The organism is Glycomyces buryatensis (assembly GCF_004912275.1).
In the GTDB taxonomy this organism is placed as follows: domain Bacteria; phylum Actinomycetota; class Actinomycetes; order Mycobacteriales; family Micromonosporaceae; genus Glycomyces; species Glycomyces buryatensis.
This window is the reverse complement of record NZ_STGY01000067.1, coordinates 90,571-114,709: the sequence shown is the minus strand read 5'-3', so window position 1 is coordinate 114,709 and position 24,139 is coordinate 90,571. Positions and strand designations below refer to the sequence as shown.

Genomic DNA, 24,139 nt, shown 5'->3' with positions numbered 1-24,139 from the left:
TATGACCGATCACGCTGTGCCGCAAGAAGATCGACTTGACATCCCGCCCGAGTGGGCGGCGAAGGTGCTGCCCCGCAGGAGCAATGGCGCCCGCGGCCGGTTCGAGCTCGATCCCGATGCGTCGGCCCTCGTGCGGGAGCAGATCGAGAAGTTCCGCTCCGAGCTGGTGTCGGCGCTGGAGAAGACCAGCGGTGACCCCGACCTGGCCGGGGCCGGCCTCGACTTCCTCGACGGCAAGCCGAGCCCGACCGGCGCGGCCGTGGTGACCGTGCTGCTCCGGTACACCGACCGCTACCGCGACTGGGGAAACCGGGGGAGCAGGACCGGGACGCCGCAGGACCGGGAGTTGTTCAGCGCATGGGTGATCGAGTTCGGGTTGCCTTTCGCGGTCGGCGCGGCCATTGCGGGCACCGGCATCGCCATCGGCTGGGACCGCCCCGGAGGAGCCACGGCGGGCGACCGCATCCCGTACATCGCCGCCGGGGACCCTCATGCCAACCATTGGCACGGTTCGCGATTTATCGGGGCGCTCGAGCTCTCCCGCGAGCTCACCTCCGCCGCCGAGGAGGACGAATACGATGCGGTGGTCGCTCTGGCCTCCACCTTCCGCGAGACCCTGCTACAGCGGGCCGCCGCCGCGCTCCTGCTGCCCGACGAGACGGAATGGGTCGCCTCGACGTGCGACGAGCTCGCACGGGCCGAAGCCACGGGCCTGCAACACGCGCTGTGGTCGAGCGTCGGGAGCGTTGACCACCTCGAACGCCTGGGCCGCAAGACCATCGAACAGGCCCGACTGACCGAAGGCGAAGTCGCCGAGCTGGTCTGCCACCTCGGGGTCGAGGCCTTGCCGATTCTGACGAAAACCCTCAAGTACAAAAGTCTCGACAGCGCACAGCGCACCATGCTCGTCGAAGGCATCGCGCTCCTGCCGAGCGACGAGGCGACGGCGCTGCTCATCGACCGCAGTGGCGAACCGCAGGTCCTCCCCGCCGCCATGCGGGCCGCGGCGCGATTCCCGCTGCGCACCGCCAAGATCGCCGCCGACCGGGCGCCGAAGCTCGCGCCCCTGGACCGGACCAGGCTGGCCGTGATCGTCCGATCCGACCCGGCCAGCCTCGACGCCGCCCTCCCGCACCTGAGCGACACCGAACGCGCGACCATCAAGGACCTGACCTCCGAGGCCGACATGCCGACCGCCGACGCGGCCCGGCTCCCGCAGATCCTCATCGCACCACCATGGACGAACGTCCGCCAAGCCCAGGATCCCGAACCCCTGTCCGGGCTGGAACCGCCCGCGGACATCGAGATCGTCTGGGCACCAGAGGAACACGAGCGGGCAATGGCGGTCGAACCGAATTACTGGGATTGGGACGAGGACGAATTCTGGGACGCCATCAAAGGCGACATCCTCAACCGGCCGGATCTGGCCCTCGAGGCCGGGATCTGGGGTCAACTCGCCCGCAACGGCGCACCCGTCGCCGACGCGGTCGCCGAACGCCTGCGGACCAAACACAAATACGCCGGTGCACTTGTCCCGATCCGCAGCGCGGAGGCCGCCAGGATCGTCGCGGACTGGTTCCTGCGCCTCAAGAGCATGCGTCCCATCGTCCTCGACTGGCTCGACCGCCATGGTGAGGCCGGCGCGACCCTGCTGGTCCCGGCCGCATTCAGCAGCACGCCCAAGCACCGCCCCGCCGGAGGACAGGCAGCACTGCGCTACCTGGCCGGGCGGCTCGGGAACGAGGCCGTGGTGCGTTCCGCCGAACGCTACGGGCCCGAGGCGGTGCAGCGCGTTGAGGCGCTGCTGGACATCGATCCCCTGGTGCCCCTTGGCGAAGCACCCAATCCGGGGGCCTGGGCCGACCCGGATCTACTGCCGCCGGTCCTATTGAAGGAACGGGACGCGGTTCTCCCTCGAAGCGCGGTCTCGCACCTCATCGGCATCCTCGCGCTCAGCACCCCCCGCCTGTCCTACCCCGGCACCGATATCGTCGCCGACCACTGCGACGCCGAATCCCTCACCCGGTTCTCCCATGCGCTGTACCAGCGCTGGCTCTCCGCCGGCTCACCGGCGAGCGACACATGGGCCGTCGAGCAGCTGGCCCGTTTCGGCACCGACGAGACGGTGGCGATCCTGGAGCCGCTGGTCCTCACCTGGCCCAACTACGCCCTGAACGTCCTGGCCGCCATCGGGACCGAGGCCGCCTACAACGTGATCTACCGGATGTCCCGGCGGCGCCAGTTCCCCGTCGCGACAGCGCTGGCCCGAATGTTGACGGAGAAGCTCGCCGCCCGGCACGGGGAGGAGGTCGAGGCGCTGGCCGACCGGCTCGTCCCCGATCTCGGCCTGTCCGAGCCCGAGACGCTCGCACTCGACTACGGCTCCAGGCGCTTCCATGTCCGCTTCGATGAGCTGCTGCGCCCGAACCTGACCGACGACGCAGGCAAGGCGCGCCAGCGGCTGCCCAAACCGGGGGTGCGCGACGACGCCGATCTGGCTGCGGCGGCCAAGGCGAGGTACCAAGGGCTGACGAAGGACATCGAGCGGATCGTCACCGAGCAGGCCGACCGCCTGGACGACGCGATGTGCAACGGCCGCACCTGGTCCGTCCCCCAATTCAGGCTGATCGCCCGGCACCCGGTGCTCGGATCGCTGGTGAATCGCCTGGTCTGGCAGGCCGAGCTGGGCGAGACCCGCTTCGGTTTTCGTACCGCGGAGGACGGCGGCCTCGCCGACGTGCACGAACGGCTCGTTGAATTGCCCGAGGCGGCGACGGTCCGCCTGGCCCACCCGGCGCTGCTGGGGGACGAGCTTCCGGCCTGGAACGAGATCTTCAATGATTACTCGATCCTGCAACCGATCGACCAGCTCAACCGGCCGGCCTTCGCCTTCACCGAGGAAGAGGCCGCGACCGGGAGGCTGACCCGCTTCGAAGGCTTGGAGGCGCACACCGGCGTCCTGCAAGATCTGATGGAATGTGTGGGCCGCCTTGCCGCGCCAGGGGAGTGGGCCAGCGATATGCGGTGGGGACCCGAGCGAAAGATCCCCGGCGGATACCTGCTGGCCGACTTCAGAGCCGGTCTGCCCGTGACGAACCGTGACATTGACGAATGGCACCGTCTGTATTCGGTGCGGCTCATGACCACCCGAAATCGTGACCCCAAGTTCGCCAAACCCTTGCGCGGCGACCAGCTCGACCCCGTGACCGCTTCAGAACTCCTCGCCGGCCTCACCGCCGCCGTCCGACACCGCTAGAAAGCCGATATGACTGAGCAGCCGAACGACCCGAAGCTCCAACGGCCCCCCGCCGAGCGACGCTACGCTGACGAACTGGCGAAACTCGCCGCCGACGACACCGCCCCGCGCCCGCCGGGCTGGGCGCTGAGCCTCCAGGCCGCCCGCACGTTCATCGTCGGGGACGCGAAGCTCGGCATCGCCCGCAAGTTCGTCGGCGACCCGTCGCTCATCGACCGGGCCCTGGTCACGTTGGCCACCAACCGAGGACTGATGCTCGTCGGCGAACCGGGGACGGCGAAGTCGCTGCTGTCGGAGCTCATCGCCGCCGCCGTCTCCGGGGACTCGACGCTCACCATCCAGGGCGGCGCGTCGACCACAGAGGACCAGATCGCCTACTCCTGGAACTACTCGCTGCTGGTATCCGAGGGGCCCACCGAGCGCGCGCTGGTGCCCGCGCCGCTGCTGCGCGGCATGGCCGAAGGGCGCGTGGTCCGCTTCGAGGAGATCACCCGCTGCCCCCTGGAGGTGCAGGACGCGCTGCTGTCGCCCCTGTCGGACCGGGTGCTGGCCGTGCCCGAGCTCGAAGGCGGCGACAATATGGTGTTCGCCATCGACGGGTTCAACATCATCGCCACCGCCAACACCCGCGACCGCGGCGTCAACGAGATGAGCGCGGCCCTCAAGCGCCGCTTCAACTTCGAGACGGTCTTCCCCATCGCCGACTTCAAGACCGAACTCGACCTGGTCGAGACCGAGTCCGCCGCCGCGCTGGAGCGGTCCGGCGTGCCCGTCCCGCCCGCCCGCGACGTCCTCGAGGTGCTGGTGCGGGTCTTCCGCGACCTGCGCTCCGCCGAGGGCGCCGACGGCAAGATGCAGTCGGTCATGTCGACGGCGGAGGCCGTGTCGGTCGCCCACGCCGTCGGCATCAAGGGCTGGTACCTGCGCGGCGGCGAGGCCGCCGCCGGGGACATTGTGGACTCACTGGCCGGTGCCGCCGCCAAGGACAGCGCCGAGGACCTGGCCCGGCTGCGCCGCTACCTCGAACAGAAGGCCGCCAAACGCTCAGGGCCGCACTGGAAGGACCTGTACGAGGCTCGCCACCTCCTGCCGGGCTGAGCGGATGGCACCACTCCATGTCGTCGGCGTCCGCCACCACTCGCCGGCCTGCGCGCGCCTGGTCTCCGAGACCATCGCAGCGCTTCGGCCCGCGCACGTCCTCATCGAGGGCCCGGCCGACTTCAACGGCCGACTCGACGAACTCGCCCTCGACCACACGCTGCCGATCGCGATCTACTCCTACCTCGGCGAGAAGGAAGGGAGCCACCGGTCGTGGTCGCCGCTGTGCGACTACTCGCCCGAATGGATCGCCCTGACCGAGGGCCGCGCGTCCGGCGCCGCCGTCAAGTTCATCGACCTGCCCGCCTGGCACGGGGCCTTCGCGCAGATCGAGAACCGCTACTCCGACGCCGAACGGCGCTACACCGAGGCCACCGACCGGCTCTGCCGGGAATTCGCCGTCGACAACCCCGACGCCCTCTGGGACCACCTGGTCGAGGTCGCCGAATCCGACGGGCTCGCCGAACGGCTCGACCACTACTTCGCACTCGTGCGCGGCGAGGCCGAGACGACCGAGAACGACACCGAACGCGAAGACTATATGGCCCAGTGGATCCGCGCCGCCCTCGCCGAGGACGACGGACCGGTCCTGGTGATCTGCGGCGGCTTCCACGCCCCGGCCCTGCGCCGCCTCGCCGCGGCCGCGGGCTCCGCCGCCTGGCCGGAGATCCCCGCCGCCCCGGAAGGCGCCGACATCGGATCCTTCCTGGTGCCCTACTCGTTCAAACGGCTCGACGCCTTCGCCGGATACCAGTCCGGCATGCCCTCGCCCGAGTACTACCAGCGGCTCTGGGACGACGGCGCCGAACGGGCCGCCGCCGCGCTGGTCGAACTCGTCGCCGCTCGCCTGCGCCGCAGGAAACAGGTCGTCTCCACCGCCGACCTCATCGGCGCCAAGAGCCTCACCGAAGGCCTCGCGCGGCTGCGCGGACACGGGCGGCCCGGCCGCACCGACGTCCTCGACGGCCTCGCCAGCGCCCTCATCAACGACGACCTCCCGCAGCCGCTCCCCTGGACCAGGCGTGGAACCCTCACGCGCGGAACGCATCCGGTGGTGGTCGAGATGACGGCCGCGCTCGCGGGCGAGCGGACCGGCCGCCTCCACCCCGACACGCCCGCCCCGCCACTGGTCGCCTCCGTCCAGGACATCCTCGAACAGCTCGATCTCGACGGCGAAAATCGCCTCACCCTTCACCTCTCCGACGCCCGCGACCTCGAACGCAGCCGGGCCCTGCACTGCCTGCGCCTGCTGGACATCCCCGGATTCAAACGCGACAGCGGCCCCACTGCCGGATCCGACGTGATCGCAGAGGAGCAATGGGAGCTCCGGGTCGACACGAACCGCCTCCCGGCCGTCATCGAGGCCGGCGTGTACGGCGCGAACCTCGGCGACGCCGCGCAGACGGTCCTCGAACAGCGCGTCTCGGACGCCGGCGGCGACCTGAACGCCCAGGCGGGGCTGCTGTTCAGCGCCGCGCTGTGCGGGCGGGCGCGCCTGACCGACCGCCTCGCGCGGGAGATCGCCTTCGCGATCGGCGAATGCGACGACCTGGCCGCCGTCGGCCGGACCCTGGCGGTGGCGCTGGCGCTGTTCCGCCACGACGACCTGTTCGGTTCCGCGGGAAGCGATCTGTACGCGACGGTCATCGAAACCTGCGCCGAGCACGCGCTGTGGCTGGCCGAGAGCCTGCGCGCCGGGCCCGGACCGGCCGAGCCGGGCAGGATCAACGCCCTTGCGGCACTTCGCGACACGCTCCGCTTCACTCCGACGCTGGTGCCGCCGCGCGAGGGGATCGCCGCGACCGCGAGCCGCGTCGCCGCCGACCCGGCCGCCCCGCCCGACCTGCGCGGGGCCGCGGCCGGGCTCGCCTGGACCCTCGGCCGCCCGGTCGCCGCCATCGAGGCGGGGCCGGACCGGCTGGGGGACTGGCTGGCCGGGCTGTTCGTCGTCGCCCGCGAGGAGGTCCTGGCCGAGGAGGGCGAGGCGAGCGTGGTCAATGCGGTCGACGGCGTCGTCGGCGAGATGACCGCGACTGAGTTCCTGGAGGCGCTGCCCGCGCTGCGCCAGGCCTTCGGGTTCTTCCCGCCGCGCGAGCGGGCCCTCCTCGCCGAGCAGCTGACCGCCTTGCGCGAGACCGGGACAGAGGGACGAGACCTGGTGCGCCGCACCGAGGTCGACCCGGTAATGGTGGCGTCCGCGATGGAACTCGAAGCGCGCGTCGACGCCGTGATGGAACGCGAACACTTGGGAGACAAGCGATGAGCGCCGATCTGGAACGATGGCGGCTGATCCTGGGCCCGGCCTCCGAACGGCAGACCGGATCCCTGAACGGCGAGGCCGCCGCCCGCGACGCCGCCCTCGACTGGCTCTACGGCCGCGACTCCGACCTCGACAAGCGCGGGATCCGGCGCGGCGGCGCCAAAGGAGCGGGCGACGGACCCTCGGTCCTGGACACCGTCGAATGGCTGGACGAGATTCACCGGCTCTTCCCCAAGGAGACCATCGAGCGGCTCGAACGCGACGCGATCGAGCGCTACGAGATCGCCGACGTCGTCACCGACGTCGACGTCCTCGCCCGCGTCGAACCGAACCCGAACCTGCTCAAGGCGATCCTGCGCACCAAGCACCTGATGAACCCGCAGGTGCTGGCCGCCGCGCGGCGCATCGTAGAAGAGGTGGTGCGCCAGCTGATCGAGAAGCTGTCGGTGGAGGTGCGCACCACCTTCACCGGCAGCCGCGTCCGCCGCCCCTCGAACCACCGCCGCGCCCGCGACTTCGACCTGCGCCGCACCCTGACCGCGAACCTCAAGCACTACGACCCCGAGCTGCGGCGCGTCGCCATCGAACGGCCGTACTTCCACTCCCGGACCTCCCGCCGCCTCGAACAGTGGCAGCTGATCCTCCTGGTCGACCAGTCCGGTTCCATGGCCGGCTCGGTCATCCACTCCGCCGTGACCGCCTCGTGCCTGTACCGCCTGCCCGGCCTCAAGACCCACCTGGTCGCCTTCGACACCGACATCGCCGACCTCACCAGCGACGTGGAGGACCCGGTCGAGCTGCTCATGAGCGTCCAGCTCGGCGGCGGCACCGACATCGCCCGGGCGGTCGACTACGGCGCCACTCTGATCGAGAATCCGCGCCGCTCCATCGTCGTGCTCATCACCGACTTCTACGAGGGCGGCAGCGAGAGCCGCCTGGTCCACACCGTCAAGCAGCTGTGCCAGCAGGGAACCCAGGTCCTGGGACTGGCCTCATTGGACGAGGACGCCAACCCCGATTACGACCGGGGCCTGGCCTCGCGGCTGGCCGGCGTCGGCGCGCACATCGGGGCGATGACCCCGGCGCACCTGGCCGAATTCGTAGCGGAAAGGCTCGGCTCGTGAGACGAGAAGACCTGCTCACCCTGACCCCCGACAGCCTGGCGGCGCTGGCGAACCGGGGCCTGGTCAAACGCGCGGCCAAGGAACTCGACGCCGGGACCGTCCCGGATCTCGACCTCGCCGCCGACGGCACCGTCACCGCCGCCTTCCCCGACGGCGCCACCACCGTGCTCCCCGCGGCGGGCGGCCTGGAGGCGGCCACCTGCACCTGCGGGGCCGCCGCGAAGTGCCGCCACCGCGTCGGCGCGGTCCTCGCCTACCAACGCGCCCAAGGCGCCAGTGACGACGCCACCGGCGAAGCCGCCACCCCCCAGGCCGAGCCGGAAACCGTCGCCTCCCCGGCCGCCATCACCGACGAGCAACTGCGCGAGACCCTGGCCCGCCACTCCTTCACCGCCGCCGAGAAGGCCCGCCGCGCCGGATACACCGCGCGACTCGTCTGGCCCGGCCCCGACCGGCCCGCCGTCGCCGAGCTCCCCACCTGCACCGTGTCCTTCCTCGTGCCCGGCCAGCTCGGCTACGTCCACACCGACGCCACCGGACCCGCCCGCGACCTCGGCATCATCCTCGCCGTCTGGGCCTTCCGCGAGGCCACCGAGGGCGATGCGACCTCCACTGTCGGCGGGGACACTGTGGCCCCCGACCTCGGCGAGGCGCCCGCCCTCATCGAACGCGTCCTGCTCGCCGGCGTCGAAGGCGTCGACGGCGTCCTCTCCGCCGCGCTCTCCCGCGAGGCCGCCGCCCTCACCAAGCGCCGACTCCACTGGCCCGCGGGAGCCCTGAACGACCTCATCGACCACGTCGGCCGCTACCGCGACCGCGCCGCGTCCTACGACCCCCAGCGCTTCGCCGCCCTGCTCGCCGAGATTCCCGCCCGCGAGCGCGCCTCCCGAAGCGCCGCAGGCACACCCGTCTCCCAGAACCTCGGCACCGAAGAGACCGCCGAGACCCCGCTGACCCTGGTCCGGCTCTCCTCCCTGGGCTGCCGAATTGACACCGACGGGGACCGCCGCACCGCCGAGATCTTCCTCGCCCACCCCGAGACCGGCATGGTCCTGACCCTCCGGCGCGACTGGGAGATCCCCGAGGACCGCCTCCTCACCGGTCACGACCTGGCGGGACGCCGACTCGCCGGCTGCCGCCTCGACGCGCTCGCCTCCGGCAATGTCGTCTCCGAAGCCGCCGTCCGCACCGCCGCCCGGACCCTCAAGGTCGGCACCGGCCGCCTCGCCAAGACCCAGACGCTCCCGCTCGGACGCTCCTGGAACGACCTCCCGGCGACCCTGCGGGTCACCAATCTAGACGTGCTCGCCCGGCAGCTGAGCACCCTGCCGCCCAGCCTCATTCGCGCCCGCGTCGCCGCCGAATCGGTGCGCGCCATAGCCATCGCGGAAGTCGCGGACTGCGGCTACAACCCCGCCACCCAGACCCTCGAAGCCGTCATCGCCGCCCCCGACGGCGGCACGGCCCGCGTCCGCGCCGTCCACCGCCCGGCCGCCCCCGGCGCCCTCGAAGCGATCGAAACCGCACTCGACCGGCACCCCGAGGCCATCGCCGGGCGCGTCCTGCGACACCGCGGGGAACTCATCATCGAACCCACCGCGATCCTCACTCCCGCCGGACCCGTCGTCCCCGACCTCGTCCCCGGCGACGACGCCGCCGCCCTCGACGCCGCGGCCACCGCCACCGCCGACCCCGTCTCCGCCGCGCTCGAAGAGGCGATCACCGCTTGCGCCGACCTGGCCCACCGCGGTCTGCGCCAGGCCCGCGAACCCTCCCGCCGCCGCGTCGAAGGCGCCGCCGGCGCCCTGCAACGGACCGGACTCCGAAGCCTCGCAGCGGATTTCATACAGCTGTCCAAAGCCCTCGGCGAAGACGACGACAACGCCCGGACCAGCACCTGGACCGCCGCCGCCATCCGGACACTGGTGACCGCTGAGCTACACTGACGACCACTTGGGCAATCCCCAGCGTTCTCTCCAGCCACGCGGACCACCGGTGCATCGTTCCGGGTCCGACAGTCGGCGATCGTCATCATCCGAGCAATGAGGCTTGATCTACGTGATCGACTTGCAAGACCCGATCTTCACCGCCCACGAGGGCGGAAAACTCCGCATCGAATCGACCGTCCCGCTGGACAGCCGCGAGGACCTGTCCATCGCGTACACGCCCGGCGTCGCCCGCGTCTGCGAGGCCATCGCCGCGGACGAATCCCTGGCCCGCACCCACACCTGGCGCTCCAACCTCGTCGCCGTCGTCACCGACGGCACCGCCGTGCTCGGCCTCGGCGACATCGGCCCCGCCGCCTCCCTCCCCGTCATGGAGGGCAAGGCCGCACTGTTCCGCCAGTTCGCGGGCGTCGACTCCGTCCCGATCTGCCTGGACACCAAGGACCCCGACGAGATCGTCGCCGCGGTCAAGGCCATCGCCCCGTCCTTCGGCGGCATCAACCTCGAAGACATCGCCGCGCCCCGCTGCTTCGAGATCGAAGAGCGACTCAAAGCCGCCCTTGACATCCCGGTCTTCCACGACGACCAGCACGGCACCGCCGTCGTCGTCCTCGCCGCGCTCACCAACGCCATGCGCCTCCAAGGCCGCGAACTCGCCGACCTCACCGCGACCGTCATCGGCGCCGGAGCCGCCGGCGTCGCCATCACCAAGATCCTCCTCGAAGCCGGCATCGGCGACGTCATCGTCTGCGACTCGCGCGGCATCGTCCACTCCGGCCGGGAAAACCTCAACCCGGTCAAGGAGGAGCTGGCCAAGACCAGCAACCGCTTCGGCCGCACCGGCGGACCCGCCGAGGCCCTCGCGGGCGCCGACGTCCTCATCGGAGTCTCCGGCGGCACCGTCGCCGAAGCCGACCTGGCCGGCATGGCGGACCGGGCGATCGTGTTCGCGCTGGCCAACCCGAACCCGGAGGTCGAACCGGCCGTGGCCGCCGAATACGCCGCGATCGTGGCGACCGGCCGCAGCGACCACCCGAACCAGATCAACAACGTGCTGGCCTTCCCGGGGATCTTCCGGGGCGCGCTCGACGCCGGGGCCAAGGCGATCACCGAGGACATGAAACTGGCCGCCGCCCGCGCGATCGCCGACTGCGTCGGCGACGACCTCGCGCCCGACCTGATCGTCCCGTCGCCGCTGGACCCGAGGGTCGCCCCTGCCGTGGCCGCGGCGGTGCAGGCCGCCGCCTGACGCCGAGGGACTGTCGCAGCCCGCCGCTACAGTGACGGGCATGTCTAATCCCCCTTTCGAACTCCCAGAAGAGAACCGGCTCGAACTCCCCGCCACCTGGCGACCGTCCAAGCCGAAGCGAACCGCGCCCGAGCCGCCCGATCCCGAGGCGCTCGGGCGCATTCGCGGCTGGATCGAACAGCGCCGCGGCGGCATCGAAGGGGCACTCGCCGAGAGCCACAATGAGCAGTACGCCGGGCACATTCGCGCGTACCTTGAAGGCCAGGCCGACCCGCTCGGGGCGGGGGCGACCGTCGCGATACTCAAGGACCACTGCGAGAGCCATGAACCCGGCAATATCGCCGTCGACGCCTGGTGGACCGAGCACGGCCTGACCTTCGCGGCCGCCGCGGTCACCGAACTCGTCTCCTTCTACGCGGGGCGAGCGAGGAGTCACCAGATCGGCAGGCCGTACACCTACCTGAGCGAATCGAAGCTGTACCGTCGCGGCGTCGAGCACCTCAGATTCGAGTCGCTGCGCGCCGAAGCCCCCGTCGTCCGCATGCGGAACCTCATCGAGCACTTCGATGAGGACGAGTACGCCGCAGTGCGGGAGGCGATCGATGCCCACCGCTACGAACCTATCCAGCGCCTGGTCGCGGTCGTTCTCGCCCCGCGGGAGGCGGACTGGGTCCTCGACGCCTGCGCCGTTTACCCGCCCTATCGAGACGCCACCGATGGCGGCCTGTGGTCGGCCATCACCCAACCGCGGCAGCTGGCCGCGCTCCCCAGCGCCGCGCTCACCTCCTATCACTTCGTCGTCCGCCTGCTCGGGCAACTCATGGAGAACCTGGGCGGCGACAGCCTCCCGGCACTGGTCGCGACCCTGGACCAGGAGGCAGGCCTCAAGGCCCAGGAGCGGCAGGCGACCCTGTCGGCCATCGCCATGCTTCCCACCGACGAGGCCATGGACTACCTGCTCGACCACCTCGACCAGACGTTCGTCTTCGCCTCGGCCTGCGAGGCCGTGCGCCGCTTCCCCCGCCGGGCCTTGCGGAGGATCGGTGTCAGGTCCGAATCCGCCGAGGGCGGGACCTCAATGGAACTGGCCGGTCTCGTCGCGGCACTCGAACCGGAGGTGAAGGAGGCCGCGCTGAAGACATTGGAGGAGAGCGAACGGGAGGCGATCGACGGCCTGTTCGATTCCAACGCGCGCGTCCCCGAGGCCCGACCCGACGACCTGCCGCGGCTCCTGATCGAACCGCCCTGGTCGGATGGGCGGCCGAAGCCCAAGCTCAAGACGGTCAAGGGACTCCAGGCCCCCGCCGAGGTCGCGCTGGCCTGGGAACCCGGAGAGCGCGAGCAGTGGGCCGACATCGACGTCCTCCGGTACAGAGGGCTCCACCACGTGAACAACGCCAAACGCGCCCTCGCCGGCCCCGATGAGCCGCCGATCGCCGAGGTGATCGCCTCGGCTCGCTCAGATCGCGATGTCCGGTCGGCCCTGCTGCCGGTGATCGGGCTCGAGACCGCCCGGCTCATGGCCGAGTGGTACTCGCAGTTGAAGACGGTCCGCCCCCTGGCCGCGTCCTGGTTCGACCGGCACCGCCAAAAGGCCGCCGAACTGCTGATCCCGGACGCGGTCGGCAAGCAGGGCAAGGCGAGGACCCATGCCGCCACGGCCCTGCTCTACCTCTCCGACCGCCATGGCGAGAAGGCGGTGCTGGAGGCCGCCGAGACCTACGGTCCGACCGCGGCCCAGGCGATCCGGCAGCTACTCGACGTCGACCCGCTCGAACCGATCGGAGTCAAGGTCCCGGCCATCGGCGAGTGGGTCAATCCGATGCTCCTGCCGCAGGTCCTGCTGAAGGGACGCGAGCGGGCCGTGCCCGATGCCTCGATCCGGCACCTCGTGACGGTCCTGGCGATCGTCACCCCCGACTACGACTACCGCGGCCTGGGCGTCGTCGCGGAACTGTGCGATCGCGATTCGCTCACGGAGTTCTCTCACGCGCTCTTCCGGCGGTGGCTCTCGACCGGGGCGCCGACGGAGGACTCCTGGGTGCTGACCCAGCTGGCGCACTTCTCCGATGACGAGACCATTCGAATGCTGGTGCCGCTCATTCGGGCCTGGCCGGGCGAGAACCAGCACCAGCGGGCCGTGGTCGGCCTGACCGTGCTGCGCGCCATCGGAACCGAGCAGGCCCTCCAGGCGATCAACCAGATCGCGCAGCGGGTGAAGTTCAAGGGACTCCAGTACCAGGCCGAGGAGATGGTGGAGGAGATCGCCGCCGAACTCGGGCTCAGCGCGGATCAGCTCGCCGACCGACTGGTGCCGGACTTCGGGCTTGCCGACGAGTCGACCCTGGTCCTCGACTACGGTCCCAGGCAATTCCAGGTCGGATTCGATGAGCAGCTGAAGCCCTTCGTCACCGACCAGGACGGCAAGGTGCGCAAGGCCCTGCCGAAGCCCGGCAAGAGCGACGACGCCGAGATCGCCGAGGCCTCCCGCAAGCGATTCTCAAGCCTCAAGAAGGAACTGCGCGCCGTCGCGGCCGACCAGGTGCGACGCCTGGAACAGGCGATGATCGACGGTCGAACCTGGTCGAGGGGCGAATTCACGGAACTCCTCGTGGAGCACCCGCTGGTCGGCCACCTGACCACCCGGCTGGTCTGGATGGCCGGGGTGGGGGACGATTGGCGGACCTTCCGCGTCGACGAGGGCCGGACCTTCGCCGACATCGCCGACGAGCAGATCAGCGTTCCCGAATCGGCCCGCATCCGCCTGGCCCACCCGTACTTCCTGGAGCGCCAGAACGAAGGCTGGGGCGCGATCTTGTCCGACTACGAGATCCTCCAGCCCTTCAAACAGCTGAGCCGCCCCGTGCTGGCCATGACGGAGAAGGAACTGGCCTCCGGTCGCCTGCACCGGTTCGAGGGCCACTCCGCGGAGACCGGGCGATTCCTCGGCCTCACCAAATCCGGCTGGGACCGGAGCACTCCGATGGACGCCGGAGGCGAGGCCGGCCTGTACTACGCGCTGCCCGAGGGCGGCTACCTCAACCTCGAACTCGACCCGGGCATCACGGTCGGCAACACCGAGATGGACGACAAGCACGAGATCCGCGCCGTCTACTTCTCGCCCCGTCCGATCAAGTGGTCCCTCGAGGAGGACCTGGCCGCCGCCCCCGAGAACCTGGACCCGGTCCTCGCCTCCGAACTGGTGTGGACGCTCGAAAACCTCACTGGGACGGACTGATCACCCCTGGGCCTGGCCGATCGTCTCGGCCAGGCCCGCGATGGTCTCGCGTCCCTCCACTTGGGAGGCCCATTCGGGCGGGAGCGCGGCGTGACCGTAGGCCGCGCCGAGCAGGTTGCCGAGGATCGCGCCGGTCGAGTCGGAGTCGCCGTCGTGGCTGACCGAAGCGGTTAGCGCGCCGCGCACATCGCCGGTGCCGAGGAGGCAGTACACGGCGATGGCCAGGGCCTCCTCGGCGACCCAGCCCTGTCCCAGTCTCTCGCAGGTATTGGGGCCGGGCGGCACGTTCCCGGCCAGCTCGTAGGCGGCCTGGAGGGCGTCGATGGTCTCCGACCTGTCCAAGGTCCGACGCAGGTGCAGCATCGCGTGGGACACCGCCTTCTGGACGGTCTCGCCGCGCAGCAGGTGCGCGGTGATCATGGCGAACGCCCCGGCGGAGGAACCGGCGGTCGGGTGGCCGTGGGTGATGGCTGAGCACTGTTCGGCCAGTTCGTATGCGTCAGTGGGGGAGTGGAGGAGTCCAAAGGGGGCGGAGCGCATGACTGTTCCGCAGCCCTTCGAGTCGGGGTTGACTCTTCCCTCGCCGCCTTGGCGGAGGCCGGAGAGGCAGGCGTTGCCGGGGGCGCGGCGGTCGTAGAGCCAGGGCTGGGCGGCGAGTCCCTTGGCGCCCATGGGAGGCAGGTACTCATTCTGGGTCTTGTACCAGCGCAGGTAGGCGCGGCGCACCGAGGCGACCTCCTCGCCTTCGACGGCCTCGAGCAGGCCCTCGGCCGTGAACAGGGTCATCTGGGTGTCGTCGGAGATGCGGTTTCGGCGAAGCTCGGTGACCCCGGCGGGGCCGAACTCGCGCTCGATCTGGGGCCAGGATTGGAATTCGACCTGGAAGCCGAGGGCGTCGCCGACGGCGCCCCCGATGAGGCAGCCCAGGATCCGGTCGGCGGGGCTGATGCTCGTAGTCACAGCCGGATTGTAAGGCGCGCTCGCACCGGGCCCGACGCCCCCGGAGTGTGGAAAAAGGATCCATTCGGCGTCGAGACTTGACGTGGTGATCGTTAACATTCAGAATGTACTCAAATATTTCGAACATTAGGACGGGAGACAATGAAGCCTCTGAAACGTTCGAGAACGGTCACGATGGCGGCCGCGGCCGCGATCGTGGCCACCACCCTCACCGCGTCCCAGGCCTCCGCCCAAGAGGCCGAGGCGAGCATCGAGGTCGATCTCAGTGCCGCCACGCCCATCTCAGACGATTTGTACGGCCTCTTCTACGAGGACATCAACCACGCCGCCGATGGCGGGCTCTACGCCGAGCTGGTGCAGAACCGCTCGTTCGAGTTCACCACCGCCGACGAGGCTTCCTACGATGCGCTGACCGCCTGGGAGGCCGTCGACGGCTCCGTGTCGGTCGAGACCGCGAACCCCCTCAACGAGAACAATGCGACCTACATCCGCGCCACCGCCGAGACCGCCCTGGTCAACTCCGGTTACAACACCGGCATGGCCCTCACCGCCGGAGCCTCGTACGACCTGAGTTTCTGGGCCGGCGGCGGCGACACCCAGATCCAGGCGACCCTGGTGGACGCCGAGAACAATCCGCTGTCCGAATCGGTGCTCGTTCCGACTGCCGCGGACGGCGAGTGGGCCGAGTACGAGGCCGTCTTGACGGCCGACGCCGACTCGACCTCCGGGCGGCTCATGGTCACCGCGCTCGACCCGGTGAACCTCGACATGATCTCGCTGTTCCCGCAGGACACCTTCATGGGCCGCGAGAACGGCCTGCGCCCGGACCTGGCCGAGCTCATCGCCGACCTGGAGCCGTCATTCCTCCGGTTCCCGGGTGGATGCATCGTCAACACGGGCTCCTTCGACCCCGACAGCCGCGAGCGGGCCTACAACTGGAAGGACACCGTGGGCCCAGTGGAGGAGCGGCTCACCAACCACAACTTCTGGGGCTACAACCAGACGTACGGCCTGGGGTACTACGAGTACTTCCAGTTCGCCGAGGACCTCGGGGCCGACGCGCTCCCGGTCGTGCCGGTCGGCACCACCGGCTGCGGCGACTCGCCCGAGATCACCGACCCCGAGCAGCTCGACCTCTGGGTCCAGGACACCCTCGACCTGATCGAGTTCGCCAATGGCGACGCCGACTCCGAGTGGGGCGCCGTCCGGGCCGAGATGGGCCACCCCGAACCCTTCGGGCTCAAGTACATCGGCCTCGGCAACGAGGAGTACAAGGAGCAGTTCTACGCGAACTACCCCGCCTTCCACGACGCGGTCCGCGAGGCCTACCCGGACATCGAGATCATCGGCAACTCCGGTGTGGACGATTCGGGCGACGTCTTCGACCGCAGCTGGGAGTTCATGCGCGAGCAGGGCGCCGACAAGGTCGACGAGCACTACTACAACGACCCGGCGTGGTTCCTGTCCAATAATGACCGCTACGACTCCTACGACCGCGAGGGCCCGCACGTCTTCATCGGCGAGTACGCCTCCCGCGGCAACTCGTGGTGGAACGCGCTGTCGGAAGCTTCGTATTTGACTGGGGTGGAACGCAATGGCGACGTGATCGACATGGCGTCCTATGCGCCGCTGCTGTCGAACATCGACTACGTCGACTGGGCGCCGGACATGATCTGGTTCGACAACCACCAGTCGGTCGCCTCGACCAGCTACGAGGTCCAGAAGCTGTTCAGCACCAACACCGGTGACGAGGTCCTTTCCTCCACCCTGGACGCGTCGCCGATCTCCTCGCCCGACATCGCCGGCGGTATCGGCCTGGCGACGTGGAACACCGCCGCGACCTATGACGACGTGAACGTCACGGCCGCCGACGGCACCGAGCTGTTCGCCGACGACTTCTCGGCCGGGGCCGAGGGCTGGACCGTCTCCGGCGCCAGCGGCACCCCCACGGGCACTTGGGAGGTGGCGGACGGCGCCTACAGCCAGAGCGCGATCGTCGAGGACGCCCGCTCCACGGCGGGCAGCGCCGACTGGTCGAACTACACGATGGAGGTCAAGGCCACCAAGGACTCTGGTGACGAGGGCTTCCTGATCATGTTCGGAGTCGAGGGCTCCGACGACTACTACTGGTGGAACCTCGGCGGCTGGGGCAATACGACCTCGGCGGTCGAGAAGGCCTCCGGCGGCGGCAAGTCGACACTGCTCAACCACGACACCACCATCGAGACCGGCCGCACCTACGACCTGAAGATCGAGGTCGAGGGCCGCCAGATCACCGGCTACGTCGACGGCGAGCAGGCCTTCACCTTCGCGGACGAGGAGCAGGTCGAACCGCTCTACCAGGTCGTCACCCGCGACTCCGAGACCGGCGAGGTCACCCTGAAGGTCGTCAACGCCCAGGATTCGGCCGTCACCACCGACGTGGCGCTGACCGGCGGCAAGCTGAAGCAGAAGGCCGAGGTCACCACCCTCGCCTGCGAGCCCGGCTGCGACAACGTCCTGGGAGAGGACCCGGTCCTGGCGCCTGTCACCGAAACCCAGAACGGCCTGGGCAATGAGTTCACCTACGAGTTCGAGCCATATTCGGTCACCTTCATAACCCTGAACCCATCAGGCAAGAGATAAGCAGCCGAACTAGCGGCGGCCCGGCTGAATGGCCGGGCCGCTGTCGGTTCAGCGACGGACGTCGCGTTGTCGGACCTCGGGGAGTACGGAGGCGACGGCACGGTAGTCATTGTCGACATGCAGCACCGTCAGGTCATGGTGTACGGCCGTCGCGCACACGATCAAGTCCACGACGTCGGCGCTGCGATGTTGGCCCGTCTGAGTGAGTTTGTACTGAGCGGTCTCTATCCACGCCCAAACTCGCTTCGGCACTGGGATGTGTCCGAACGAAAGGTCGAGGTCATCCGCCAACTCGTCCCGTTCCCGAGGGCTCCTCGCCGAATAGAGGAATTCGGCTCGGGTGGCGTCGCAGAGGCCGACCGTCTTCGAGGCGATCTCCTGCTCCCAGGCTTCTCTGGCGGCCGGAGTTCTGAGGAGTTCCCAGATGGCCGAGGTATCGATCAGGAATACCATCGCTCAGTCAGTCGTCCCGCTCTGCATCCGCGAAGGCGGCTTTTCGCGCCGCCTTCGCGGCTCGGTGGGCTTTCTCTGCGGCGTCGAAATCGCCGCGTTCAGCGCGTTCAGCCAACCGCCGAAAGGCTTGGAGTCGTTTCGTCCGTGCCGCATACTCTTCGAGTGCCCGGTTCACGGTCTCCTTCTTGGTCTTGGTGCCCATGAGGTTCATGACCTCGGCCAAGACCTCGTCATTGATATCGACCTGCGTAAGCGACATGTATACCTCACATAATATCCATCTGGCTTGGATATCATCATGATACTTGGTCGGGATCGCTGATCGCAATGATTCGATGGCGTGTCGCGCTCAGTCCGCCCGGACCGGGCGCAGATGCGGGACTCGTTCCCGCGGCACTGCCTTGACGGCGGTGGCCGCCGCGATCGCGGCGGCGGCGAGGAACAGCAACACGATGCCGATGAGTGAGACCAGGCCGAGCCAGCCGACCCAGTTGAAGGCGCCTGAGGCGATCGTCTCGGCGAGGTGGCTCCTCGGCCACAGGGAGGCACCGTCGCCAAGGTTCGAATTGTTGAAGACGAAGCCCGTGTTGAACAGCAAGATGACCAGGCCGGTGGCGCACATCCAGGACTGGCGCCGCGTGTCCCGGCGAGTCAGATCGCCTCCGGCCATCAATGGACCCCACAGCCGCAGGCCCGAGCGGATCAGCAGTACGAACAGGACCGCCTCGATCAGCAGCGGCACGCCGATCACCAGGTAATCGATCAACCCCGGCGGCGGGATGTAGGGCTCGTTGATGTCGTTCCACAGGGCCGTTGCCACGTAGATCGTGTGGACGGGCAGCACCGCGATCGCCAAGTAGCAGGACGCCAGCAGAACCCCGGCGGCGAAGCGGAGCCTCCTGGGAACCTCGGTCTCATCGGCCATTGCCACAGCGGAGCTCCTTTCGGGGCGGGTGCGCCCGTTCTACGCTACTGGCGCAATAGGTCCCGTAATTGGTTGCCTCCGCTCCGGTGAATGCCGGAGTGATTCCCCTGTCAGGCCGTGGTCGACGCTTCCTCGGGCTCGACGATCCGGTCGCCCTCCCGGCTGTAGTGGATCTCGTAGTGGAGCTTCTGCGCGTCCTCGTCGGGGGTGCGCTTGCGGAGGCTGTACGGGACCGCCACCGCCGCCACCCACAACAGGCCCGCGCCGAGCATGTGCATGCCGACCAGCAGCTCCGGCAGATCCAGGTAGTACTGGGTATAGCCGATGACGCCCTGGAGCAGTTCGACCGCCAAGAGCGCGTAGGCGGTGCGCTTGGCCGACTCGGGCGCCTTGAGCGCGTGGAGGGTCGCGATGAGCGCGACCGTCAGGCCCAACAGCAGCCACACCAGGTCGGCGTGTAGCTGCGACATCAGCGCGGGGTCCAGGCCGTTGCGCGGCGTCTCCGCGTCGCCGGCGTGCGGACCCGAACCGGTCACGACCACGCCGAACACGATCACCGCGGCCGTGGCCGCCACGATGCCGCGGCCCAGGAACGTCACCGCGCGCGGTACCAGCGGCACCACCGGGCCGTCGGGTTCGCCCGCGCGGTGGTACAGCGCCACCGAGATGGCCACCAGGGGGATGGAGGCCAGGAAGTGCAGCCCCACCACCCACGGGTTCAGGTTCGTCCAGACGGTGACCCCGCCGACGATCGCCTGCGCGGGCACGTACAGCAGGCCCGCCGCCGCGAGCGTCACCAGCGAGGAGCGACGCGGGGTCCGCAGCCAGGCCGCGAGCAGGGCGCCGACGGCGACGGCGATGAGCACCCCGGTCAGCGCCCGGTTGCCGAACTCGATCGCCCCGTAGATCCCCATCTCGGGGGTCGCCACCAGGGAATCCGCGGTGCACCGGGGCCACTCGGGGCAGCCGAGACCGGACTTGGTCAATCGCACCGCGCCGCCGGTCACGATGATGCCGACGTTGGCGACAATGCTGGCCAGCGCCCACCCGCGCACCGCGCCGGGCCGGGCGAACCACCGCTGCAACAGATTCACGCCGCGAATCTATCCTTGGGACCGGAGTCGGGTGCGATCCAGGTGCCCGCGATGTGGGCTGCGGCGATTTCGCCGCTATATATCCGTCCAGGTGAGGTTAGGCAAACCTGCGTGCCCCGTCTCACCGAGGCCGCCCTCGACAGGTCGGCGCGAATTACGTAACATTTACCTTGTGGAAATGGTGACGAGGGCGACCGGCACTCACTCGACCGACGGGGACACCCGCCGCCGAGTGTCTCGGCTGCTGCTCGAACAGGGCCACGCCACGGCCGCCGAACTCGCCCGCGCACTCGGCATCACCGCCACCGCCACCCGCCGCCATCTCGACGCCATGGAGTCCGAAGGCCTGGTCCAGACCCGCGTGGTCAAGACCTCGGGCCGCGGCCGCCCCGCGAAGAGCTACCAGCTCACGTCGGTCGCCCGCGAATCCTTCGGCCACACCTACGGCGACATGGCGATGGAGGCACTGCGCTGGATCCGCCGCTTCGAGGGCGATGACGCGATCGGCGCCTTCGCCGCCGAGCAGGTCGCCCGCCTGGAGGCCCGCTGCCGGGCCGCCCTGGAAGCGGTCGACCCCGATGACCACGTGGCGCGGGCCCAGGCGCTGGCGACCGCTCTGTCCGGGGAGGGCTACGCCGCGACGGCGACGGTCATCGCCACGGGCGGGCAGATCTGCCAGCACCACTGCCCGGTGGCGGGCGTGGCGGCGGAGTTTCCGCAGTTGTGCGAGGCGGAGACCCGCGTTATCAGCAAACTGCTGGGCGTGCACGTCCAGCGCCTGGCGACCATCGCCAACGGGGACGGTGTGTGTACCACTCACGTTCCTGGTCCGGTTTCGCTGCCAGCACCGAAACGGCAATCAGCGGAACGTCCGGACTGAACCTACGACAGGTCAAAGGTGAGACTTGAGATGACCGATACGCAGAAGACACCGCAGCTGAGCCAGGACGAGGCGCTCGCCTCTCTGGAACGTTACGAGTACGGCTGGTCCGACTCGGACGCTGCCGGTGCGAACGCGAAACGCGGCCTGACCGAAGAGGTCGTCCGCGACATCTCGGCGCGCAAGAACGAGCCCGAGTGGATGCTGGAGCGCCGCCTGAAGGGCCACAAGCTCTTCGGTCGCAAGCCCATGCCCAACTGGGGCGCCGACCTGTCCGGGATCGACTTCGACAACATCAAGTACTACGTCGAGGCCTCCGAGAAGCAGGCCGAGTCCTGGGAAGACCTTCCCGAGGACATCAAGAAGACCTACGACAAGCTGGGCATTCCCGAGGCCGAGCGCCAGCAGCTGGTCTCCGGCGTCGCCGCCCAGTACGAGTCGACGGTGCTCTACCACTCCATCCGCGAGGACCTAGAGCAGCAGGGCGTCGTCTTCATGGACACCGACACCGCTCTGCGGGAACACCCCGAGATCTTCGAGCAGTACTTCGGCACGGTCATCCCGACCGGCGACAACAAGTTCGCCGCGCTGAACACCGCGGTGTGGTCGGGCGGCTCGTTCATCTACGTGCCCAAGGGCGTCCACGTCGACATCCCGCTCCAGGCCTACTTCCGGATCAACACCGAGAACATGGGCCAGTTCGAGCGCACGTTGATCATCGCCGACGAGGGCTCGTTCGTGCACTACATCGAGGGCTGTACCGCCCCGGTGTACTCCTCGGACTCGCTGCACTCGGCGGTCGTGGAGATCATCGTCAAGAAGGACGCCCGCGTCCGCTACACGACGATCCAGAACTGGTCGAACAACGTCTACAACCTGGTCACCAAGCGAGCGATCGCCGAGCAGGGCGCGACGATGGAGTGGGTCGACGGCAACCTCGGCTCCAAGGTCACCATGAAGTACCCGGCCGTGGTCATGACCGGTGAGCACGCCAAGGGCGAGGTCCTCTCGGTCGCGATGGCCGGCACCGGCCAGCACCAGGACACCGGCGCGAAGATGACGCACGCCGCGCCGAACACGTCCTCGACCATCATCTCCAAGTCGATCTCGCGCGGCGGCGGACGTACCTCGTACCGCGGCCTGGTCAAGGTCGACGAGGGCTCGCACCACGCGAAGTCCACGGTCAAGTGCGACGCGTTGCTGGTCGACGCCATCTCCCGCTCCGACACCTACCCGTACGTCGATATCCGCGAGGACGACGTCGACATGGGCCACGAGGCCACGGTCTCCAAGGTCGGCGAGGACCAGATGTTCTACCTCATGAGCCGCGGGCTCACCGAGGACGAGGCGATGGCGATGATCGTGCGCGGCTTCATCGAGCCGATCGCCAAGGAACTGCCGATGGAGTACGCCCTCGAACTCAACCGCTTGATCGAGCTCCAGATGGAAGGCGCGGTCGGTTAAGCCGCCCAGCGAGGACTAGGAACCAGAGAAACAGATGAGCATTGAACTGTCCGCGCGTCCGCACACCCACGGCGCCGGCGAAGCACCGCCCAAGACGAAGTCGCAGCTGCTGCGCTCCTTCGATCCCGCCGACTTCCCGGCCCTGACCGGCCGGGAGGAAGACTGGCGGTTCACGCCGATCAAGCGCCTGGCCGGGCTCGACGACGTCGACGCCGCGCTCGCGGTCAAGCCCGTCGAGTACAACGTGCGCTCCCTGCCCGAGGGCGTCACGGCCGACATGATCGCCAAGGACGACAAGCGGCTCGGCTCGATCCTCAAGCCCTTCGACCGGCCCAGCGCCGTCGCCTGGGCGAAGAGCGAACAGGCCCTGCTGGTGTCCGTCGCGCCCGAGGCGCAGGTGGCCGAGCCGGTCTGGATCGACGTGATCGGCGGGGGCATCGACGGCGTCACGTTCGCCCACACCTTCATCGAGGTCGGCCACCACGCCGACGTCACGCTGATCGTGCGGCACACCGGCGCGGCCCGCCTCGGCGACAACGTCGAGATCTCGGTCGCCGACGGCGCGCACCTGCGCATCGTCACCGTCGCCGAATGGGACCGCGAATCGACCCAGGTCGAGCACCAGAAGGCCCTCCTCGGCGCGGACGCGAAGCTCGACCACCTCTCCGTCAGCCTCGGCGGCGACCTGGTCCGCCAGTACGTGTCGTTCGACTACGCCCGGCCCGGCGGTTCCGTCGACGCCTACGGCCTGTACTTCGCCGACGCCGGCCAGCACCTGGAGCTCCGCCAGATGACCGACCACTCGGTCCCCGACTGCCGCTCCTACGTGAACTACCGCGGCGCCCTCCAGGGCGAGACCGCCCACACGGTGTGGGTCGGCGACGTCCTCATCCAGGACAAGGCCACCGGCACCGACACCTACGAGTCCAACCGCAACCTGGTGCTCTCCGACGGCGCCCGCGCCGACTCGGTCCCGAACCTGGAGATCGAGACCGGCGAGATCGTCGGCGCCGGCCACGCCTCGGCCACCGGCCGATTCGACGAAGAACAGCTGTTCTATCTGCAATCGCGTGGTATTCCTGAAGATGAGGCCCGCCGCCTCGTCGTCAAGGGCTTCTTCAACGAGGTCGTCCACAAGATCCCGTCCGAGGAACTCCGCGACGAACTCAACGAGATGATCGTGGCCCGACTCGACGCCGGGCAGGCGGTCGCTCGATGAGCGACACCGATTTCCTGCGCGTCTGCGCGCTCGACGACCTGCCGGAGTCGGAGGCCATCGCCGCCGACATCCACGGGACGTCGATCGTGCTGGTGCGCAAGGACGAAGAGGTATTCGCCCTCTACGACGAGTGCTCCCACGCCGCAGTGGCGCTGTCGGAGGGCGACGTCGATGGATGCACGCTCGAATGCTGGCTGCACGGGTCGATGTTCGACCTTCGCACCGGCAAGCCCACCGGGCCGCCCGCCACCACCTCGGTGGCGACCTACCCGGTCGAGCTCCGAGACGGCGACGTCTACCTCAGCCTGAAACCCAAGACCACCGAAGAAGCCTAAGGAAACCAGCCAG

The 24,139-nt window shown here is 69.2% G+C and carries 17 protein-coding genes; 12 read left to right on the top strand and 5 right to left on the bottom strand.

What is annotated here, in order from left to right:
• The first annotated feature begins 1 nt into the window (after position 1).
• From FAB82_RS18855 to FAB82_RS18825, 7 genes are all read left to right on the top strand, one after another.
• Positions 2 to 3,256, top strand: coding sequence for a DUF4132 domain-containing protein (locus FAB82_RS18855; protein WP_136536087.1), 3,255 nt, complete (start codon positions 2 to 4; stop codon positions 3,254 to 3,256).
• Positions 3,257 to 3,265: 9 nt separating this feature from the next.
• A complete protein-coding gene (locus FAB82_RS18850; protein ID WP_136536086.1) occupies positions 3,266 to 4,354 on the top strand; it encodes an ATP-binding protein in 1,089 nt (362 codons plus the stop codon).
• 4 nt (positions 4,355 to 4,358) lie between these two features.
• Positions 4,359 to 6,617, top strand: coding sequence for a DUF5682 family protein (locus FAB82_RS18845; protein ID WP_136536085.1), 2,259 nt, complete (start codon positions 4,359 to 4,361; stop codon positions 6,615 to 6,617).
• Positions 6,614 to 7,738: a VWA domain-containing protein gene (locus FAB82_RS18840; RefSeq protein ID WP_136536084.1), complete on the top strand. Its 1,125-nt coding sequence runs from the start codon at positions 6,614 to 6,616 to the stop codon at positions 7,736 to 7,738. The genes FAB82_RS18845 and FAB82_RS18840 overlap by 4 nt, the downstream gene beginning before the upstream one ends.
• Complete coding sequence (locus tag FAB82_RS18835) at positions 7,735 to 9,684, top strand: hypothetical protein (protein WP_136536083.1); 1,950 nt, start codon at positions 7,735 to 7,737, stop codon at positions 9,682 to 9,684. The genes FAB82_RS18840 and FAB82_RS18835 overlap by 4 nt, the downstream gene beginning before the upstream one ends.
• Before the next feature lie 115 nt (positions 9,685 to 9,799).
• Positions 9,800 to 10,933, top strand: a complete 1,134-nt coding sequence (locus tag FAB82_RS18830; protein WP_136536304.1) for an NAD(P)-dependent malic enzyme — start codon at positions 9,800 to 9,802, stop codon at positions 10,931 to 10,933.
• 40 nt (positions 10,934 to 10,973) lie between these two features.
• On the top strand, positions 10,974 to 14,171 hold the full coding sequence (locus FAB82_RS18825; RefSeq protein ID WP_136536082.1) for a DUF4132 domain-containing protein: 3,198 nt from the start codon (positions 10,974 to 10,976) through the stop codon (positions 14,169 to 14,171).
• Here the strand turns inward: FAB82_RS18825 and FAB82_RS18820 are convergent, their stop codons facing one another.
• Complete coding sequence (locus FAB82_RS18820; protein WP_211116680.1) at positions 14,172 to 15,131, bottom strand: ADP-ribosylglycohydrolase family protein; 960 nt, start codon at positions 15,129 to 15,131, stop codon at positions 14,172 to 14,174.
• A gap of 141 nt (positions 15,132 to 15,272) precedes the next feature.
• On the opposite strand from FAB82_RS18820, the gene FAB82_RS18815 reads away from it, so the two are divergent.
• Complete coding sequence (locus FAB82_RS18815; protein WP_136536080.1) at positions 15,273 to 17,756, top strand: alpha-L-arabinofuranosidase C-terminal domain-containing protein; 2,484 nt, start codon at positions 15,273 to 15,275, stop codon at positions 17,754 to 17,756.
• Positions 17,757 to 17,804: 48 nt separating this feature from the next.
• On the opposite strand, the gene FAB82_RS18810 is transcribed toward FAB82_RS18815, so the two are convergent.
• The 4 genes from FAB82_RS18810 to FAB82_RS18795 form a co-directional block, all read right to left on the bottom strand.
• A complete protein-coding gene (locus tag FAB82_RS18810; protein WP_136536079.1) occupies positions 17,805 to 18,209 on the bottom strand; it encodes a PIN domain-containing protein in 405 nt (134 codons plus the stop codon).
• Between the two features lie 7 nt (positions 18,210 to 18,216).
• Positions 18,217 to 18,468, bottom strand: coding sequence for a type II toxin-antitoxin system VapB family antitoxin (locus FAB82_RS18805; protein ID WP_136536078.1), 252 nt, complete (start codon positions 18,466 to 18,468; stop codon positions 18,217 to 18,219).
• Positions 18,469 to 18,558: 90 nt separating this feature from the next.
• A complete protein-coding gene (locus FAB82_RS18800) occupies positions 18,559 to 19,140 on the bottom strand; it encodes a hypothetical protein (protein ID WP_136536077.1) in 582 nt (193 codons plus the stop codon).
• Positions 19,141 to 19,244: 104 nt separating this feature from the next.
• A complete protein-coding gene (locus FAB82_RS18795) occupies positions 19,245 to 20,228 on the bottom strand; it encodes a COX15/CtaA family protein (RefSeq protein ID WP_136536076.1) in 984 nt (327 codons plus the stop codon).
• A 178-nt stretch (positions 20,229 to 20,406) separates the two neighbouring features.
• On the opposite strand from FAB82_RS18795, the gene FAB82_RS18790 reads away from it, so the two are divergent.
• Genes FAB82_RS18790 through FAB82_RS18775 form a run of 4 tightly spaced genes read left to right on the top strand, consistent with a single transcriptional unit; the run spans position 20,407 to position 24,126 of the window.
• Entirely contained in the window at positions 20,407 to 21,108 is a 702-nt protein-coding gene (locus tag FAB82_RS18790) for a helix-turn-helix transcriptional regulator (RefSeq protein ID WP_136536075.1), read from the top strand.
• 30 nt (positions 21,109 to 21,138) lie between these two features.
• Positions 21,139 to 22,572 carry a Fe-S cluster assembly protein SufB gene (sufB, locus tag FAB82_RS18785; protein ID WP_136536074.1) on the top strand — a complete coding sequence of 478 codons (1,434 nt, stop codon included), beginning with the start codon at positions 21,139 to 21,141 and terminating at the stop codon, positions 22,570 to 22,572.
• 34 nt (positions 22,573 to 22,606) lie between these two features.
• Positions 22,607 to 23,791: a Fe-S cluster assembly protein SufD gene (gene sufD, locus FAB82_RS18780; protein WP_136536073.1), complete on the top strand. Its 1,185-nt coding sequence runs from the start codon at positions 22,607 to 22,609 to the stop codon at positions 23,789 to 23,791.
• The gene (locus tag FAB82_RS18775; protein ID WP_136536072.1) at positions 23,788 to 24,126 is read left to right on the top strand and encodes a Rieske (2Fe-2S) protein; all 339 of its coding nucleotides are present in this window, start codon (positions 23,788 to 23,790) and stop codon (positions 24,124 to 24,126) included. Before sufD ends, FAB82_RS18775 begins: the two co-directional genes overlap by 4 nt.
• Positions 24,127 to 24,139: the final 13 nt, after the last annotated feature.

Bases quoted from the DNA above. Each gene is read 5' to 3' on its own strand.
- FAB82_RS18815 (WP_136536080.1), top strand. From the start codon at position 15,273: ATGAAGCCTCTGAAACGTTCGAGAACGGTCACGATGGCGGCCGCGGCC.
- FAB82_RS18825 (WP_136536082.1), top strand. From the start codon at position 10,974: ATGTCTAATCCCCCTTTCGAACTCCCAGAAGAGAACCGGCTCGAACTC.
- FAB82_RS18775 (WP_136536072.1), top strand. From the start codon at position 23,788: ATGAGCGACACCGATTTCCTGCGCGTCTGCGCGCTCGACGACCTGCCG.
- FAB82_RS18790 (WP_136536075.1), top strand. From the start codon at position 20,407: ATGGTGACGAGGGCGACCGGCACTCACTCGACCGACGGGGACACCCGC.
- sufD (WP_136536073.1), top strand. From the start codon at position 22,607: ATGAGCATTGAACTGTCCGCGCGTCCGCACACCCACGGCGCCGGCGAA.
- FAB82_RS18805 (WP_136536078.1), bottom strand. From the start codon at position 18,468: ATGTCGCTTACGCAGGTCGATATCAATGACGAGGTCTTGGCCGAGGTC.
- FAB82_RS18840 (WP_136536084.1), top strand. From the start codon at position 6,614: ATGAGCGCCGATCTGGAACGATGGCGGCTGATCCTGGGCCCGGCCTCC.
- sufB (WP_136536074.1), top strand. From the start codon at position 21,139: ATGACCGATACGCAGAAGACACCGCAGCTGAGCCAGGACGAGGCGCTC.
- FAB82_RS18845 (WP_136536085.1), top strand. From the start codon at position 4,359: ATGGCACCACTCCATGTCGTCGGCGTCCGCCACCACTCGCCGGCCTGC.
- FAB82_RS18850 (WP_136536086.1), top strand. From the start codon at position 3,266: ATGACTGAGCAGCCGAACGACCCGAAGCTCCAACGGCCCCCCGCCGAG.
- FAB82_RS18810 (WP_136536079.1), bottom strand. From the start codon at position 18,209: ATGGTATTCCTGATCGATACCTCGGCCATCTGGGAACTCCTCAGAACT.
- FAB82_RS18855 (WP_136536087.1), top strand. From the start codon at position 2: ATGACCGATCACGCTGTGCCGCAAGAAGATCGACTTGACATCCCGCCC.